The organism is Rheinheimera sp. F8 (genome assembly GCF_001518915.1).
Window position 1 is genome coordinate 4,333,231 of the sequence record NZ_CP013656.1, and the last position, 15,986, is coordinate 4,349,216.

13 protein-coding genes and 2 tRNA genes are annotated in these 15,986 nt (G+C 51.4%); 1 reads left to right on the plus strand and 14 read right to left on the minus strand.

Annotated features, from left to right (window positions below):
- Window positions 1–41 precede the first annotated feature (41 nt).
- The 11 genes from infB to rlmE all read right to left on the minus strand — a co-directional run bounded on the left by infB (window position 42) and on the right by rlmE (window position 11,311).
- Window positions 42–2,714, minus strand: coding sequence for a translation initiation factor IF-2 (gene infB / locus ATY27_RS19225; RefSeq protein WP_208930636.1), 2,673 nt, complete (start codon window positions 2,712–2,714; stop codon window positions 42–44).
- Window positions 2,715–2,738: 24 nt separating this feature from the next.
- Entirely contained in the window at window positions 2,739–4,235 is a 1,497-nt protein-coding gene (gene nusA / locus ATY27_RS19230; RefSeq protein WP_208930635.1) for a transcription termination factor NusA, read from the minus strand.
- A gap of 31 nt (window positions 4,236–4,266) precedes the next feature.
- A complete protein-coding gene (gene rimP / locus ATY27_RS19235; protein WP_208930634.1) occupies window positions 4,267–4,722 on the minus strand; it encodes a ribosome maturation factor RimP in 456 nt (151 codons plus the stop codon).
- 213 nt (window positions 4,723–4,935) lie between these two features.
- Window positions 4,936–5,012 (minus strand) — tRNA-Met (locus ATY27_RS19240).
- 119 nt (window positions 5,013–5,131) lie between these two features.
- Window positions 5,132–5,215: transfer RNA gene (locus tag ATY27_RS19245), tRNA-Leu, on the minus strand.
- A gap of 25 nt (window positions 5,216–5,240) precedes the next feature.
- Window positions 5,241–5,585 (minus strand): preprotein translocase subunit SecG, encoded by a 345-nt coding sequence (secG, locus tag ATY27_RS19250; RefSeq protein WP_208930633.1) that lies wholly within the window; start codon window positions 5,583–5,585, stop codon window positions 5,241–5,243.
- A 2-nt stretch (window positions 5,586–5,587) separates the two neighbouring features.
- On the minus strand, window positions 5,588–6,328 hold the full coding sequence (gene tpiA / locus ATY27_RS19255; protein ID WP_208930632.1) for a triose-phosphate isomerase: 741 nt from the start codon (window positions 6,326–6,328) through the stop codon (window positions 5,588–5,590).
- A 150-nt stretch (window positions 6,329–6,478) separates the two neighbouring features.
- Window positions 6,479–7,813 (minus strand): phosphoglucosamine mutase, encoded by a 1,335-nt coding sequence (gene glmM / locus ATY27_RS19260; protein ID WP_208930631.1) that lies wholly within the window; start codon window positions 7,811–7,813, stop codon window positions 6,479–6,481.
- Complete coding sequence (gene folP / locus ATY27_RS19265) at window positions 7,813–8,652, minus strand: dihydropteroate synthase (RefSeq protein WP_208930630.1); 840 nt, start codon at window positions 8,650–8,652, stop codon at window positions 7,813–7,815. The genes glmM and folP overlap by 1 nt, the downstream gene beginning before the upstream one ends.
- Before the next feature lie 56 nt (window positions 8,653–8,708).
- Entirely contained in the window at window positions 8,709–10,628 is a 1,920-nt protein-coding gene (ftsH, locus tag ATY27_RS19270) for an ATP-dependent zinc metalloprotease FtsH (RefSeq protein WP_208930629.1), read from the minus strand.
- Between the two features lie 53 nt (window positions 10,629–10,681).
- Complete coding sequence (gene rlmE / locus ATY27_RS19275) at window positions 10,682–11,311, minus strand: 23S rRNA (uridine(2552)-2'-O)-methyltransferase RlmE (RefSeq protein ID WP_208930628.1); 630 nt, start codon at window positions 11,309–11,311, stop codon at window positions 10,682–10,684.
- Window positions 11,312–11,394: 83 nt separating this feature from the next.
- Between rlmE and yhbY the strand changes: the two genes are divergently transcribed.
- Complete coding sequence (gene yhbY, locus ATY27_RS19280; protein ID WP_208930627.1) at window positions 11,395–11,691, plus strand: ribosome assembly RNA-binding protein YhbY; 297 nt, start codon at window positions 11,395–11,397, stop codon at window positions 11,689–11,691.
- A gap of 11 nt (window positions 11,692–11,702) precedes the next feature.
- On the opposite strand, the gene ATY27_RS19285 is transcribed toward yhbY, so the two are convergent.
- From ATY27_RS19285 to carB, 3 genes are all read right to left on the minus strand, one after another.
- Complete coding sequence (locus ATY27_RS19285; RefSeq protein ID WP_208930626.1) at window positions 11,703–12,134, minus strand: hypothetical protein; 432 nt, start codon at window positions 12,132–12,134, stop codon at window positions 11,703–11,705.
- Between the two features lie 149 nt (window positions 12,135–12,283).
- Entirely contained in the window at window positions 12,284–12,760 is a 477-nt protein-coding gene (greA, locus tag ATY27_RS19290) for a transcription elongation factor GreA (protein ID WP_208930625.1), read from the minus strand.
- Window positions 12,757–15,978 carry a carbamoyl-phosphate synthase large subunit gene (carB, locus tag ATY27_RS19295; RefSeq protein ID WP_208930624.1) on the minus strand — a complete coding sequence of 1,074 codons (3,222 nt, stop codon included), beginning with the start codon at window positions 15,976–15,978 and terminating at the stop codon, window positions 12,757–12,759. The genes greA and carB overlap by 4 nt, the downstream gene beginning before the upstream one ends.
- Between the last annotated feature and the right edge of the window lie 8 nt (window positions 15,979–15,986).

The window sequence follows — 15,986 nt, forward strand, 5'->3', positions numbered from 1 at the left end:
TGGCCCCTGCTTCATTTAATAATTTCTATTAACTCAATAGATTACAGTGTACGTTCAACCTGAACCACTTCGAATACTTCGATTTGGTCGCCTTCACGGACATCATTGTAGTTCTTCACGCCGATACCACACTCGAAGCCATTACGGACTTCAGAGACGTCGTCTTTAAAGCGACGCAGTGATTCCAGTTCACCTTCGTAGATCACCACGTTGTCACGCAGAACACGGATTGGTGCATTGCGTTTGACGATACCTTCAGTGACCATACAACCAGCAACTGCACCAAATTTCGGTGAGCGGAACACGTCACGAACCTGCGCCAGACCGATGATCTGCTGCTTAAACTCTGGAGCCAGCATACCGGTCATCGCCGCTTTCACTTCGTCCAACAGTTCATAAATGATGCTGTAGTAACGTAAGTCCAGCGCTTCGTCTTCGATGATCTTGCGGGCATTGGCCTCAGCACGAACGTTGAAGCCGATCACGATGGCTGAAGAAGCTGCTGCCAGAGTGGCGTCAGTTTCAGTGATACCACCAACACCACTACCGATGATGCGGATCTTCACTTCATCTGTAGACAGACGCGACAACGACTCGCTGATCGCTTCGACAGAACCCTGTACGTCAGCTTTCAGTACGATGTTCAGCTCGGCCACATCGCCTTCGGTCATGTTGGCAAACATGTTTTCCAGCTTAGATTTTTGCTGACGTGCCAGTTTGACGTCGCGGAATTTGCCTTGACGGTACAGGGCAACTTCACGGGCTTTGCGCTCGTCACGCACTACTGTCACTTCATCACCGGCAGACGGTACGCCTGACAGACCCAGAATTTCGACCGGGATTGACGGACCAGCTTCTTTCACGTCCTGACCATTTTCGTCGCGCATCGCACGGACACGACCGTATTCCAGACCACACAACACGATGTCGCCCTGACTCAGCGTACCTTCCTGTACCAGGATAGACGCTACAGGACCACGGCCTTTGTCAAGACGGGATTCAATGACTACACCACGCGCCATGCCTTCACGAACCGCTGTCAGTTCCAGCAATTCAGACTGCACCAGCAATGATTCCAGCAGGTCATCTATACCTAAGCCCGTTTTTGCAGAAACCTGCACGAACTGGGTATCGCCGCCCCATTCTTCTGAAATCACACCGTATTGCGACAATTCGTTACGCACACGGTCCGGATCTGCATCTGGTTTATCAATCTTGTTCACTGCCACCACGATTGGCACACCAGCTGCTTTCGCGTGCTGGATAGCTTCTTTGGTTTGTGGCATTACGCCGTCATCGGCTGCAACAACCAGTACGACAATGTCCGTCGCCTTGGCACCACGGGCACGCATCGATGTAAACGCGGCGTGACCTGGGGTATCGAGGAAGGTGATCATGCCACGGTCAGTTTCGACGTGGTAAGCACCGATATGCTGGGTGATACCACCGGCTTCGCCTGCAGCCACTTTCGCTTTACGGATATAGTCGAGTAATGAGGTTTTACCGTGGTCAACGTGACCCATCACCGTCACGACTGGCGCACGATGTTCCTGCGCACCTTCGCCTTCGCGATCTGCCATCACCGTTTCTTCCAGCTCGTTTTCACGAGTCAGCGTAAACTTGTGGCCCATCTCTTCACAGACGATGGCGGCAGTTTCCTGGTCGATCACCTGGTTAATGGTCGCCATAGCGCCCATTTTCATCATCACTTTGATGACTTCAGATGCTTTCACAGCCATCTTGGCAGCCAGTTCGGCTACAGTGATCGTTTCACCAATTTTCACTTCACGCTCCACCGGCTGCGCTGGCTTATTAAAACCATGCTGCATGCTGGTTGGGGTTTTCTTTTTCTTATGACGATTGGCGCGGTTAAAGGCGTCTTTATCGTCCGCGTCATCTTTTTTCTTGGCTTTGCCAACTGGCGCTTTTTTGCCATGACGACGACCGCCACGCTCATCGCGTGAATCTTCTTCATCTTCGGCACGTTTGGCGAAGACGTTGCTGGTCAGGTGGTAATCACCGACTTCAACCGCTGGTGCAGCTTCCTGTGACCAGCGCTCTGCGTTTTCTTCAGCCAGACGACGGGCTTCTTCGGCCTGACGCTGTGCTTCTAATTCCAGCTTACGCAGACGTTCAGCGTCTTGCTGAGCGATAATCCGCTCGGCTTCGCGTTTGGCTTCTTCTTTTGCCGTGCGACGTGCCGCTTCTTCCGGATCATCTTTCGCCAGCTGTGCACGTTCTGCTTCACGGCGTTTAGCATCGGCCGCTTTACGTTCTGCTTCAGCTTTCCGTTCAGCCTCGTCACGGGCGCGTTTTTCCGCGGCCTGACGTTCTGCTTCAAGACGCGCCTCTTCTTTCGCTTTTTCTTCGGCCAGACGCGCTTCTTCTTCGGCTTTTAATGCCGCTTCATCCATGATCGGACGTTTGACATAGGTTTTTTGCTTGCGCACTTCAACCTGAATTTCACGGTTGCGACCAGCGCCGCCGCTTACGCTCAGCGTTGATTTTTCTTTGCGCTTCAGCGTCAGCCGTGACGGCTCGCTGCTGGCACCACCATGTTGTTTACTCAGGTGCTCAAGCAGAGATTTTTTCTCATCTTCGCTGACCATCTGACCAGACTGCTTTGCAATACCTGCATCAGCAAATTGTTGAACCAACCGATCAACAGTCGTTCCCACATCACTGGCCAGTTTTTCTATCGTGACATCTGCCATGTAATAGTTTCCTCCGTTGACCTATCAGTTCTGCTCGCTAAACCAAACGATATTGCGTGCAGCCATAATTAATGCAGCAGCTTTTTCTTCTGCCATTTTTTCAATTTCAATCAAATCATCGACACCTAATTCGGCCAGATCATCGAGCGAAACCACACCTTTACTGGCCAGAACATAAGCGGTGTGGGTCTCCATTCCTTCCAGATTCAGCAGCGCTTCACTTGGCTGTGAACCTTCCAGTGATTCTTCACTGGCCAGTGCGCGGGTCGTCAGAACCGCTTTGGCGCGCTTACGTAACTCTTCGACTGTGTCTTCGTCCAGACCGTCGATGCTCAGTAATTCAGACACTGGCACATATGCCACTTCTTCCAGTGTGGAGAACCCTTCGTCGACCAGAATTGACGCGAAATCTTCGTCGATTTCCAGCGCGTCCATAAAGACGCTGAGGACTTTAGATGTCTCTTCCTGGTGCTTTTTCTTCATGTCAGATACTGACATGACGTTCAGTTCCCACTGTGTCAGCTGACTGGCAAGACGCACGTTCTGACCAGCACGGCCAATGGCCATCGGCAGATTAGAGTCTTCCACAGCGATGTCCATCGCATGTGCATCTTCGTCAACGATGATCGAAGCAACTTCAGCTGGTGCCATCGCGTTGATGACATATTGTGCGGAGTTATCATCGTACAACACGATGTCGACCCGCTCGCCACCTAACTCACCAGATACAGCCTGAACACGTGAACCGCGCATACCAACACAAGCGCCAACCGGGTCGATCCGGCGGTCGTTGGTTTTCACTGCGATTTTCGCGCGTGACCCCGGATCACGGGCTGCGCCACGGATTTCAATCATTTCTTCGCCAATTTCCGGCACTTCAATACGGAACAGCTCAATCAGCATTTCCGGGCGGGTCCGGCTTAAGAACAGCTGGGCACCACGGGCTTCCGGGTTCACTGCATACAACAAAGCACGGATGCGGTCGCCCGGACGGAATGTTTCGCGTGGGATCATCTCTTCACGGGCTAACATCGCTTCTGCGTTGTTGCCAAGGTCGACGATGACACTTTCACGGTTCACTTTTTTGACCACGCCGGTCACAAGCTCGCCAACCTGGTCAATATAAGCTTCAACAACCTGAGACCGTTCTGCTTCACGTACTTTTTGCACGATGACCTGCTTGGCCATCTGCGTGGTGATACGGTCAAATTGAATCGAATCAATTTGTTCTTCGACATAATCGCCGACATTTAACTCAGGTTCGTCGTACTGCGCTGCAGACAACGTCATTTCACGGAACGGATGTTCCTGCACCTGGTCATCCGGGATCACCAACCAGCGACGGAATGTTTCATATGAACCCGTTTTGCGGTCAATCGAGACACGAACTTCAATATCGCCTTCATTTTTCTTTTTAGTAGCTGCAGCCAGCGCAAATTCAAGCGCCTGGAAGATCTTTTCCCGTGGAACCGATTTCTCGTTTGAAACCGCATCAACAACTAATAGTATTTCTTTTGCCATGATTTATGCCTCACTAGAGCCGTGGTTCTGTTCAGAACACCGGAACTACGTTTGCTTTCTCTACATTATCCATAAGCAAACGATATGGTTTGCCATCCACTTCGATGACCAGCATGTCATCTTCAATTGCATTGAGGATCCCTTTGAAACGACGACGGCCATCTTGTGGGATGGCCAGTTTGACTTCAATTTTTTGTCCGACAACTTTGGCAAAATGTGCCAGCGTAAACAAAGGACGATCCAAACCCGGAGATGAAACCTCCAGATTGTATTCGTTAGGAATTGGGTCTTCGACATCAAGGATGGCGCTGACTTCACGGCTGATCAACGCACAGTGGTCAACATTAACCCCATCCGGATGATCAATAAACAAGCGTAAGGTGGAATGCCGCCCTGCCGCCATGAACTCGATGCCCAGCAGTTCAAAGCCATTGGCTGCAACTGTGGGTGCCAACAGCTCAGTTAAACGCTGTTCTTGTTTAGTCAAAGAGACCTCCGGAAATAAAAAAAGGGCATATAGCCCAGAATAGTAGTACAACGTTACCCCAGATATAAAAACGCCCCGACAGATCGGGGCGACTTTACACCGGTAAAACAGGATATCGCCAATCCCGTTCTAAATCTGGTTGCGAACTGAAGTTAACACTTGCGGTTCGCGACAACGATGGTTTCAAGCTGAAATTATCATTGCCGGTAAAAGTGGTTGCGGGAGCCGGATTTGAACCGACGACCTTCGGGTTATGAGCCCGACGAGCTACCAGGCTGCTCCATCCCGCGTCCGTAACTGGCGTGCATTATATAGTGGTGACCACTGTATCGCAACATATTGTTTTAGCAGTTGACACGTGAGTCTCGCTGCTACGTTACTGTATTCGAACCACAGCAACATCAAGAATTGGTGCCGAGAGCGGGACTCGAACCCGCATGCCTAGGGCACTACCACCTCAAGGTAGCGTGTATACCAATTTCACCATCTCGGCATTATTCAGAGGGATATCCGGGAGATTAATTACCGACCGGAATATCTTTTGAAGCTTCTTTTTTCTCTTCTGGCTTGGCTGGTGCAGTTTCTGCAGCAACCGGCGCAGCGATATTTTCAAATTCAGATTTTTTCTGGATATGTGATGTGTTGTAGTTGCCTAAAATCAGGCTTAACACAAAAAACAACACCGCCAGAATACTGGTTGAGCGTGTCAGGAAATTACCGCGACCTGCTGAACCAAAAATCGTTGCTGAAGCACCGGCACCGAATGAAGCGCCCATGTCCGCACCTTTACCATGCTGGATCAATACCAGTCCGATAATTGCCAGCGCGACGATTGCGTATAATACGATAATAATTTCGTACATCTTTATTCCTTTGCCATCTGGCAAATTGCAGCAAACTCTGCTGGTTTTAAACTGGCGCCACCGACCAGAGCACCATCGATGTCTGGCTGGCTAAACAGTGTTTGCCAATTTTCAGCATTCACACTGCCACCGTATAAAATTCTGACCTGCGCTGCCGCATGTTGGTCAATGCGCGCCAGGTGTTGCCTGATGAATGCATGCACTTGCTGTGCTTGCTCAGGCGTTGCTGTCAGTCCTGTGCCAATCGCCCAAACGGGTTCATAAGCAATCACGGTCCGGGCCAGCAAATCAGGGTGCGCAGCATACACTGCATCCAAATGCTGTGCAAGAACCCACATGGTTTTTTCTTGCTGCCTTTCGGATAAAGTCTCGCCAAAACAAATAATTGGCGTTACTCCGGCTGCGATTGCCTGCTGGGCTTTCTGCAATACAGTCGCATCAGTTTCGCCATATAGACTTCGACGCTCGCTGTGACCGAGAATGACATAATCGGCTCCGACGGCGCGAATCATATCAGCACTGATTTCACCTGTGAAGGCACCGGCCTTCTCACTGCTGGTATTTTGAGCGCCCAGGCAATATTTTGTCGATTTAGGAAAGTCAGCCAGAAATATTACAGGAGGGCAGATCAGAATTTCATGCGGGCAATCGATACTTTGCAGCATCGTTGCAGTGGCCTGCACCAACTCACGGTTCCCATTCATTTTCCAGTTTGCAGCGATAAGCGGACGGCGAAATGTCATGCGGACTCCCCTGTTTAAGCCGGCGCGATCTTAACGAACATCGGCCTTGCAGACAAGCAAAAGCCGAAAAAAACCTGTTGCACGATTTTTTCCGGCTTGAACATTTGCATGACTGCCCGCTGGCCTTTTTGCAGGCAAAAATGAAACTGACTAGCTCGCCAGCTTCACCGCCGCCGCAATCCGTTCGGCATATTCCTGTACCTGAGCTTGTTCTCTTCCTTCTACCATTACACGGATTAATGGTTCAGTACCGGACTTGCGGATTAAAACCCGGCCCTGGCCGTGTAATTCAGCTTCGACTTTCGCAATAACTTCTTTGACGTGCATGTTATCAAGCGGTGCCGAACCTTTTTCAAACTTCACATTGACCAGCACCTGCGGCAATTTCGTCATGCCGTGGCTTAAATCCGCCAGACTTAAATTAGTATCCATCATCGACGCAAGTACTTGCAGTGACGCAACAATGCCATCGCCGGTACCGGTATGATCAAGATTGATCACATGACCGGAATTTTCGCCACCGATGCGCCAGCCTTTCTCCTGCAGCAGCTCCATCACATAGCGATCGCCGACTTTACTGCGCACAAACGGAATATCAAGGTCGGCTAAAGCCAGTTCTAAGCCCATATTGCTCATCAGCGTACCGACCACCCCACCGGTCAGACGACCGCGTTGTTTGGCTGAACGGGCAATCATATAAATAATTTCATCACCATCAATCTGGCGACCTAAATGATCGACCATCATTACGCGATCGCCGTCGCCGTCGTAGGCGATGCCCAAATCAGCGCCGAGTTCAACCACCGCTTTTTGCAGGTCGTCCGTATGAGTTGCGCCACATTTTTCGTTGATATTGAGGCCGTTAGGCGTACAGGCGATGGTATGCACATCAGCACCGAGTTCGCGGAACACATTCGGGGCGATGTGATAAGTCGCACCATTGGCGCAGTCCAGCACGATTTTGTAGCCACTTAATGACATGTGATTTGGCAGGTGGCTTTTGCAGAACTCGATATAACGCCCGGACGCATCATCAATGCGCTGGGCTTTTCCCAATTTTTCCGACGGCTCACAGACCATCGGCTGTTCCAGCTCGGCTTCAATCGCCAGTTCAATCTCATCGTCGAGTTTGCTGCCGTCGCCGGAGAAAAATTTGATACCATTATCATAATATGGATTGTGCGAGGCACTGATCACGATCCCCGCTTCGGCTCGGAAAGTGTGGGTCAGATAAGAGACTGCCGGCGTCGGCATAGGGCCAAGCAGGCGCACATCAATGCCAGCAGAAATCAATCCGGCTTCCAGCGCTGTTTCCAGCAAATAACCAGAAATACGCGTGTCTTTGCCAATTAACACTTTGCGGGTACCGCGCTGCGACAATACGCGTCCGGCGGCCCAGCCTAATTTCATTGCAAATTCCGGTGTGATTGGAAACTCGCCGACACGGCCACGCACACCATCAGTTCCAAAAAACTTCCTGCTCATTAAATGACTCCAGATTTGGTCGCGGCAACAATGGCTAATGCATCTGCCGTTTCTTTGACATCATGGACACGAATGATCTGTGCCCCTTGCATAGCGGCTATTGTGGCACAGGCAATACTACCTGCCAAACGTTCTGATACATCACGCTTAAGTAGTTGCCCGATCATTGACTTACGTGACATTCCGGCCAATACCGGGTAGCCGGTAGCAACAAATTCAGACATTGCTGCCAGCAGCTGATAGTTATGACTGAGGCTTTTACCAAAGCCAAATCCAGGGTCCAGCATAATCTGGCTGGACGCGATGCCGGCGGCTTCACATTGTTGCGCGCGTTGCAGCAACCATTGCAGTACCTCAGTCACTACTTGCTGATAATCCGGCTGATGTTGCATTGAACGCGGTTGCCCTTGCATATGCATCAGGCAAACCGGCAGCTGGCTGGCTACTGCAACCTCTAGCGCTCCAGGCTCTTGCAAAGCGCGGACATCATTGATGATGTCCGCTCCGGCCAATACGGCCTGTCGCATCACTTCTGCTTTACTGGTGTCCACAGAAATGACGATATCAGTAAACTGACGCCGTATCGTGTGGATCACCGGCACGACCCTTTGCAGTTCATCATCCAGGCTGACATCGGCAGCGCCGGGTCGAGTGGACTCACCGCCGATATCGATAATATCAGCGCCAGCCGCGACCAGATCAGCGACGCGTGCCAGACAAGCGGTTTCGCCGGTAAATTGGCCACCATCAGAGAAAGAGTCAGGCGTCACATTGAGGATCGCCATCAGCCGGCTTTGCCGCAAATCCAGCCGACGCTGGCGGGGTAATAATAATTCCATCGGGACTCCAAACAGAAAACCCCGGCGAACCGGGGTTTTAATTTCACAACTCAGATTTAGCTGCCGTGGCTTTCGCTTGGCGTTGTATCTGCTGCCGGAGCTGCAGTTGCCGCTGTGCCACCAGAACCAGGTGCCTCCGGCTTTTTATCCTTTGGCTCCCAATGCTCAGGCGGACGTACGTCACGACGTGCCATCAAGTCATCGATTTGTTTGGCATCAATCGTTTCGTACTGCATCAGGCAATCTTTCATCGCGTGCAGAATATCGATATTGGCTTCGATCAGCTCTTTGGCGCGCACATAGTTACGGTCAATAAAATCACGGATCTCATGATCGATCATTTTGACTGTGTCTTCCGACATGTGTTTGTTTTTAGTCACAGAGCGCCCTAAAAACACTTCACCTTCTTCTTCGGCATATAACAGTGGTCCCAATTTTTCTGAGAAGCCCCACTGTGTCACCATCTTACGTGCCAGGTTGGTAGCGCGCTCGATGTCGTTGGAAGCACCGGTACTGACTGCTTCGCTGCCATAAATGATCTCCTCAGCGATCCGGCCACCAAACAACGAGCTGATCATACTTTCCAGGAATCGCTTCGAATGGCTGTAACGGTCCTGCTCCGGCAAGTACATGGTGACACCCAGGGCGCGGCCGCGCGGGATAATACTCACTTTGTACACCGGGTCGTGCTCAGGCACCAGACGACCAACAATGGCATGACCTGCTTCGTGATAAGCAGTCATCTCTTTTTCTTTCTCGGTCATCACCATCGAGCGACGTTCAGTGCCCATCATGATTTTGTCTTTGGCTTTTTCAAACTCATCCATCGACACAACCCGGCGATTGTTACGTGCTGCAAACAGCGCCGCTTCGTTGACCAGATTGGCTAAATCAGCACCAGAGAAACCTGGGGTACCACGCGCAATCAATGACGCGTCCACGCCGTCACCCAATGGGACTTTACGCATGTGAACTTTCAGAATTTGCTCACGGCCACGCACATCTGGCAAGCCTACAACGACCTGACGGTCAAAGCGGCCCGGCCGCAATAATGCTGGATCTAATACGTCTGGTCTGTTGGTCGCGGCAATAACGATAATGCCTTCGTTGCCATCAAAACCGTCCATTTCGACCAGCATCTGGTTCAATGTCTGTTCGCGCTCGTCATGACCACCGCCAAGACCTGCACCACGCTGACGGCCGACCGCATCAATTTCGTCGATGAAAATGATACATGGTGCGGCTTTTTTCGCTTGTTCGAACATGTCACGGACGCGGCTCGCACCAACACCAACAAACATTTCGACAAAATCAGAACCGGAAATGGTGAAAAACGGCACTTTGGCTTCACCGGCAATGGCTTTAGCCAGCAGCGTTTTACCAGTGCCCGGTGGGCCAACCATCAACACGCCTTTCGGGATACGGCCGCCCAGTTTCTGAAAGCGTGACGGATCTTTTAAGTAATCCACCAGCTCAGTCACTTCTTCTTTGGCTTCGTCACAACCAGCGACGTCCGCAAAAGTCGTTTTAATTTGGTCTTCGCCCATCAGGCGCGCACGGCTCTTACCAAAGGACATCGCGCCTTTGCCACCGCCGCCCTGCATCTGGCGCATAAAGAATATCCAGACGCCGATTAACAGCAGCATTGGGAACCAGGAAATAAAGATCTGGCCCAGCAAACTGGTTTCTTCCGGTTTCACACCGGTTGAGTCCACGTTGTTTTTGATCAGGTCGTCAAGCAGCTTCTCGTCATAGCCGCCTGGGATTGTAGTTTCAACCCGTTGTCCGTCTTTGCGTACCGCACGGACTACACCGCCCCGATCCACCTGGACTTCTCGGATTTGGCCCTGATTCACATCATTAATGAATTGGGTATAGCTTGTTGTTCTGTCAGACCGATCGGCCGGACTGAAACTGTTGAACATCGTCATCAGTACGACGGCGATCACCAGCCACACCATCAGATTCTTTGCCATGTCGCTCAAGGAAATAACCTCTTGTTACCAGAATTGCTTCTGTTGCTACTTTACTAGAGTTTGAAACCTGTCGCCACGATATATGTCTCGCTGGAACGGGCGCGGGACGAATCGGGTTTGCGGATCCGTACATTGGTAAATACGTCGCGGACCTGCTGGACAAAGGCATCGAACCCTTCCCCATGGAACACTTTGACGACAAAACTACCGTTTTTCTTCAGCACTTTGTTACACATATCCAGTGCCAGTTCGATCAGATACATGCTGCGGCTCTGGTCTACCGTCGCATTGCCACTCATATTCGGCGCCATATCAGACAACACGACGTCGACATTGCGGCCATCGATCCGGTTTAACAGTGCTTCGAGCACCGCATCTTCGCGAAAATCGCCCTGCAAAAACGCCACACCTGCCAGTGGGTCCATAGGCAGGATGTCACAGGCGATCACAATGCCCTCGCGCCCAACCAGCTCAGCCGCCAGTTGCGACCAACTGCCTGGGGCTGAGCCCAGATCTACGACTGTCATGCCGGATTTGATCAGTTTATCTTTCTGCTGGATCTCTTCGAGCTTAAACGAAGCCCGGGAACGCAGCCCCAGTTTTTGTGCTTTGTGCACAAAAGGATCGGTCACATGTTCTTGCAGCCAACGGCTGGAACTGGCCGAGCGCTTTTTCTTTGTCATGGAAACACTCTTAATTGGTCTTCCCTGCAAGATGGCGGTACAATGACGCTATTTCAAGCTTTCCAAACGGAAAAAGTCATTTTATGAGTCTTACTAACAAACAAAAGCAATTTTTAAAAGCCAAAGCACACGAGCTGAAGCCTGTGATCCTGCTCGGCGGCAATGGTCTGACGGAAGGCGTGATGGCCGAAGTTGATCTGGCGCTGGAACATCACGAACTGATTAAAATCAAAGTCCCGAGCATTGACCGGGAAGAAAAGGTTGCTGTCATGGATGCCATTATCCGTGAAGCAAAAGCCGACAAAGTTCAGGTGATCGGTCATATTTTGGTGCTGTACCGCGCCGCTAAAGAGAAAAAACTACAATTGCCACGCGGCTGATTGCAGCTCGTTTAGCCGGTTTTTTGATCTTCCGGCAACACATTCACCTCGAGAAAACCTGCCGCAAATAAATTGCGGCGGGCTTCATCTGCAGTATCTGCACGTTGTCTGACCAATGCATCGGGCATCTCAATCGCGGTGGCTTTGAGAAACTGCCAGCCAATTACATGGTCAGCCGGTAACAAGGCAATGACGTGGGCAAGGCCGTGTTGCACACACCAGTTCGAATTATCTGTCACGCCGGCGAAAATTTCTTTTGGGCTGGTCTGCCAATCCCGTACATCTAATACCAAAGCCCAGGGCCGATCGATGATTGGCTGCACTATGTCCCGGAAATCGCCGATATATTCTCTGATATCGCGGCTGGTCCAGACACCGATAGCCCGCACCCACAACGTTTGCTGTTCCAAACACAATTCGTAAGCTGGCTTGGCATCTTTCATAACAAAATCCTCTACGCGCTGATATCAGGCAATTGCGCCAGGTCCTGGTACCACAAGTCGCTGTGCAATTTAACCATATCTCTTTGTAAATAAAACGACAAAAGCGGCCGAAGCCGCTTTTTTCCGTCAATCCGAGACTAAAGTCGTAGTTAAAGGTACTTCACGTCCGTGATCTCAAACTCGACCACGCCGCTTGGTGTGGTGATATTGACAACATCGTCCTGCTGTTTACCAATCAAACCGCGTGCGATCGGCGAGTTAACCGAAATCAGATTGTTTTTGATATCGGCTTCGTCATCGCCAACGACTTTGTAGGTCACTTCTTCCTCTGAATCCAGATTCAGAATGGTGACTGTAGAGCCGAAGATCACTTTGCCGTTATTGGTCAGCTTAGTGATATCGATGATCTGCGCATTAGCCAACTTGCCTTCAATATCCTGGATCCGTCCTTCGCAGAACCCCTGCGCTTCACGCGCCGCATGGTATTCAGCGTTTTCTTTCAGATCACCGTGTTCACGCGCATCGGCAATCGCTTCTATAATTGCCGGCCGTTTCACTGTTTTCAGTTCATGCAGTTCATCGCGCAACCGTTGTGCGCCCTGAACTGTCATCGGGATTTGACTCATCCGTTTACTCTCTTATGTAACTCCTGCACCGAGTTCACTGTCGCAAACGCATTAGCAGCGTTGGCTTTACAGGTCGCAAATGCGGCATTCAGGGTCGTGGTGTAATTGGCCTTATGTTGCAGAGCGCCACGGCGTAACACTTTGGAATCTTCAATAGCCTGACGGCCTTCGGTGGTGTTCACGATGTAGCTGTACTCACCATTTTTAATCCGATCCAGAATGTGCGGACGACCTTCAAATACTTTGCTGACTGCACGGCATGGAATACCTGCGGCTTGCAATGCTTTCGCAGTACCGCCGGTGGCATCCAGTTCAAAACCAAGGGCGACCATGGTTTTCGCCAGCTCAACGACGCGCACTTTATCGCTATCACGTACTGAAAGTAAAGCGCGACCACCGGTTGGTATTAACGTCCCGGCGCCTAACTCTGCTTTGGCAAAGGCTTCAGCGAAAGTTTCGCCGACGCCCATGACTTCGCCGGTAGAGCGCATTTCAGGGCCAAGTAACGGGTCAACACCCGGGAACTTGTTAAACGGGATCACCACTTCTTTCACCGAGAAATATGGTGGAATAATTTCCGTGGTCACGCCCTGCTCTTGCAGTGATTTGCCTGCCATACAACGGGCACCGACTTTTGCCACGGCAACCCCGGTCGCTTTTGACACAAATGGCACAGTCCGGGCAGCGCGCGGATTGACTTCGATCAGGTAGACTTCACCGTCTTTGACCGCAAACTGGGTGTTCATCAAACCCACAACACCAAGTTCCAGTGCCAGTTTACGCACCTGTTCCCGCATCACGTCCTGGATTTGTTGACTCAGGCTATGTGGTGGTAATGAACAAGCCGAGTCACCAGAGTGCACACCCGCCTGTTCGATGTGCTCCATAATGCCACCGATGATCACATCAGTACCGTCACAGATCGCATCAATGTCCACTTCAATCGCATCATCGAGGAAACGATCCAGCAATACCGGCGAATCATTCGACACGCTGACGGCTTCCGTCATATAACGACGTAAGTCCTGGTCGTCGTACACGATTTCCATCGCACGGCCACCGAGGACATAAGACGGACGCACCACCATCGGATAACCAATGTCCGGTGCTTTCGCCAACGCTTCTTCCATGCTGGTAACAGTGGCGTTTTTCGGCTGTTTCAGGCCAAGACGCTCGACCGCCTGCTGGAAACGCTCGCGGTCTTCTGCGCGGTCAATCGCATCCGGTGAGGTGCCGATAATTGGCACGCCATTCGCTTCCAGTGCGCGTGCCAGCTTCAGTGGCGTTTGGCCACCGTATTGCACGATCACACCTTTAGGCTGTTCTTTACGCACGATTTCCAGCACATCTTCCAACGTAATGGATTCGAAATACAGCCGGTCCGAGGTGTCGTAATCGGTAGACACGGTTTCCGGGTTACAGTTGACCATAATGGTCTCGTAACCGTCTTCGCGCAGGGCTAACGCCGCGTGTACACAGCAATAATCGAATTCGATACCCTGACCAATGCGGTTCGGGCCACCACCGATGATCATGATTTTATCGCGGTTGCTTGGTGCCGCTTCACATTCTTCATCGTACGTGCTGTACATGTACGCAGTGTCTGAAGCAAATTCAGCCGCACAGGTATCGACGCGCTTGTACACCGGGTGCAGGCCAAAACCGTGGCGTTTTTTCCGCACTTCAGCTTCAGCAACGCCCAGCAGGTCGGCGATACGTTTATCAGCAAAACCTTTGCGTTTCAAAACCGTCAGACGCGCTTGATCCAGACCAGCAAAACCTGCGGCCTGAATGGCGGCTTCTTCTTTCACCAGATCTTCCAGCTGTACCAGGAACCATGGGTCGATATTCGTCAGCTTGAAAATCTCATCCATCGTCATGCCAAAACGGAAGGCATCGGCGATGTACCAAATCCGGTGTGAACCAGGTTCGCGCAATTCGCGGGTGATTTTCTCTTTCGCTTCCGGTGCATGAATGTCGATGATTGGGTCTAAACCACAAACACCAATTTCAAGGCCGCGCAGCGCCTTTTGCAGCGATTCCTGCTGATTGCGGCCAATCGCCATGACTTCACCAACCGATTTCATCTGGGTGGTCAGGCGGTCATTGGCACCAACAAATTTTTCAAAGTTAAAGCGTGGCACTTTGGTCACAACATAATCGATGCTCGGCTCGAACGACGCAGGCGTGCGACCGCCGGTGATGTCGTTGGCCAGCTCGTCCAGTGTATAACCAATCGCCAGTTTCGCTGCCACTTTGGCAATTGGGAAACCAGTGGCTTTTGATGCCAGCGCCGATGAACGGGATACACGCGGGTTCATTTCGATGATCACCATCCGGCCATCGACCGGGTTGATACCGAACTGCACGTTGGAACCGCCGGTTTCAACGCCGATTTCACGCAACACTGCCAGCGAGGCATTGCGCATGATTTGGTATTCTTTGTCAGTCAGCGTCTGGGCTGGTGCCACAGTGATTGAGTCACCGGTATGCACACCCATCGGGTCGAAGTTTTCAATGGAACAGACGATGATGCAGTTGTCGTTTTTATCCCGCACCACTTCCATCTCGTATTCTTTCCAGCCAATCAATGATTCATCGATCAGCAGCTCTTTAGTCGGCGATAAATCTAAGCCGCGGGCACAGATTTCGTCGAACTCTTCCCGGTTGTAGGCAATACCGCCGCCCGAGCCGCCCATCGTGAACGACGGACGGATAATGCATGGAAAACCGATGGTTTCCAGCACCTGGTAGGCTTCTTCCATCGAGTGGGCAAAACCGGCGCGTGGACAAGCCAGACCGATCGAACGCATGGCTTTGTCAAAGCGGCCACGGTCTTCCGCTTTGTCGATGGCGTCTGCAGTAGCGCCGATCATTTCGACATTGTATTTCGCCAGTACACCATGGCGCTCTAAATCCAGCGCACAGTTCAGTGCTGTCTGGCCGCCCATGGTCGGTAACACCGCACATGGCCGTTCTTTTTCGATGATTTTCTCTACCACCTGCCAGTGGATTGGCTCGATGTAAGTCGCATCGGCCATTTCCGGGTCTGTCATGATGGTCGCCGGATTCGAGTTTACCAGGATCACCCGGTAACCCTCTTCTTTCAGCGCTTTACAGGCCTGAGCGCCTGAGTAGTCAAATTCGCAGGCCTGGCCAATCACAATTGGGCCAGCGCCGAGGATTAAAATACTTTGAAGGTCGGTACGTTTTGGCATAGCTCTCT

Coding starts and splice junctions, on each gene's coding strand:
- infB (WP_208930636.1), bottom strand. CDS start 2,714: ATGGCAGATGTCACGATAGAAAAACTGGCCAGTGATGTGGGAACGACT.
- nusA (WP_208930635.1), bottom strand. CDS start 4,235: ATGGCAAAAGAAATACTATTAGTTGTTGATGCGGTTTCAAACGAGAAA.
- secG (WP_208930633.1), bottom strand. CDS start 5,585: ATGTACGAAATTATTATCGTATTATACGCAATCGTCGCGCTGGCAATT.
- tpiA (WP_208930632.1), bottom strand. CDS start 6,328: ATGACATTTCGCCGTCCGCTTATCGCTGCAAACTGGAAAATGAATGGG.
- glmM (WP_208930631.1), bottom strand. CDS start 7,813: ATGAGCAGGAAGTTTTTTGGAACTGATGGTGTGCGTGGCCGTGTCGGC.
- folP (WP_208930630.1), bottom strand. CDS start 8,652: ATGGAATTATTATTACCCCGCCAGCGTCGGCTGGATTTGCGGCAAAGC.
- ftsH (WP_208930629.1), bottom strand. CDS start 10,628: ATGGCAAAGAATCTGATGGTGTGGCTGGTGATCGCCGTCGTACTGATG.
- rlmE (WP_208930628.1), bottom strand. CDS start 11,311: ATGACAAAGAAAAAGCGCTCGGCCAGTTCCAGCCGTTGGCTGCAAGAA.
- yhbY (WP_208930627.1), top strand. CDS start 11,395: ATGAGTCTTACTAACAAACAAAAGCAATTTTTAAAAGCCAAAGCACAC.
- ATY27_RS19285 (WP_208930626.1), bottom strand. CDS start 12,134: ATGAAAGATGCCAAGCCAGCTTACGAATTGTGTTTGGAACAGCAAACG.
- greA (WP_208930625.1), bottom strand. CDS start 12,760: ATGAGTCAAATCCCGATGACAGTTCAGGGCGCACAACGGTTGCGCGAT.
- carB (WP_208930624.1), bottom strand. CDS start 15,978: ATGCCAAAACGTACCGACCTTCAAAGTATTTTAATCCTCGGCGCTGGC.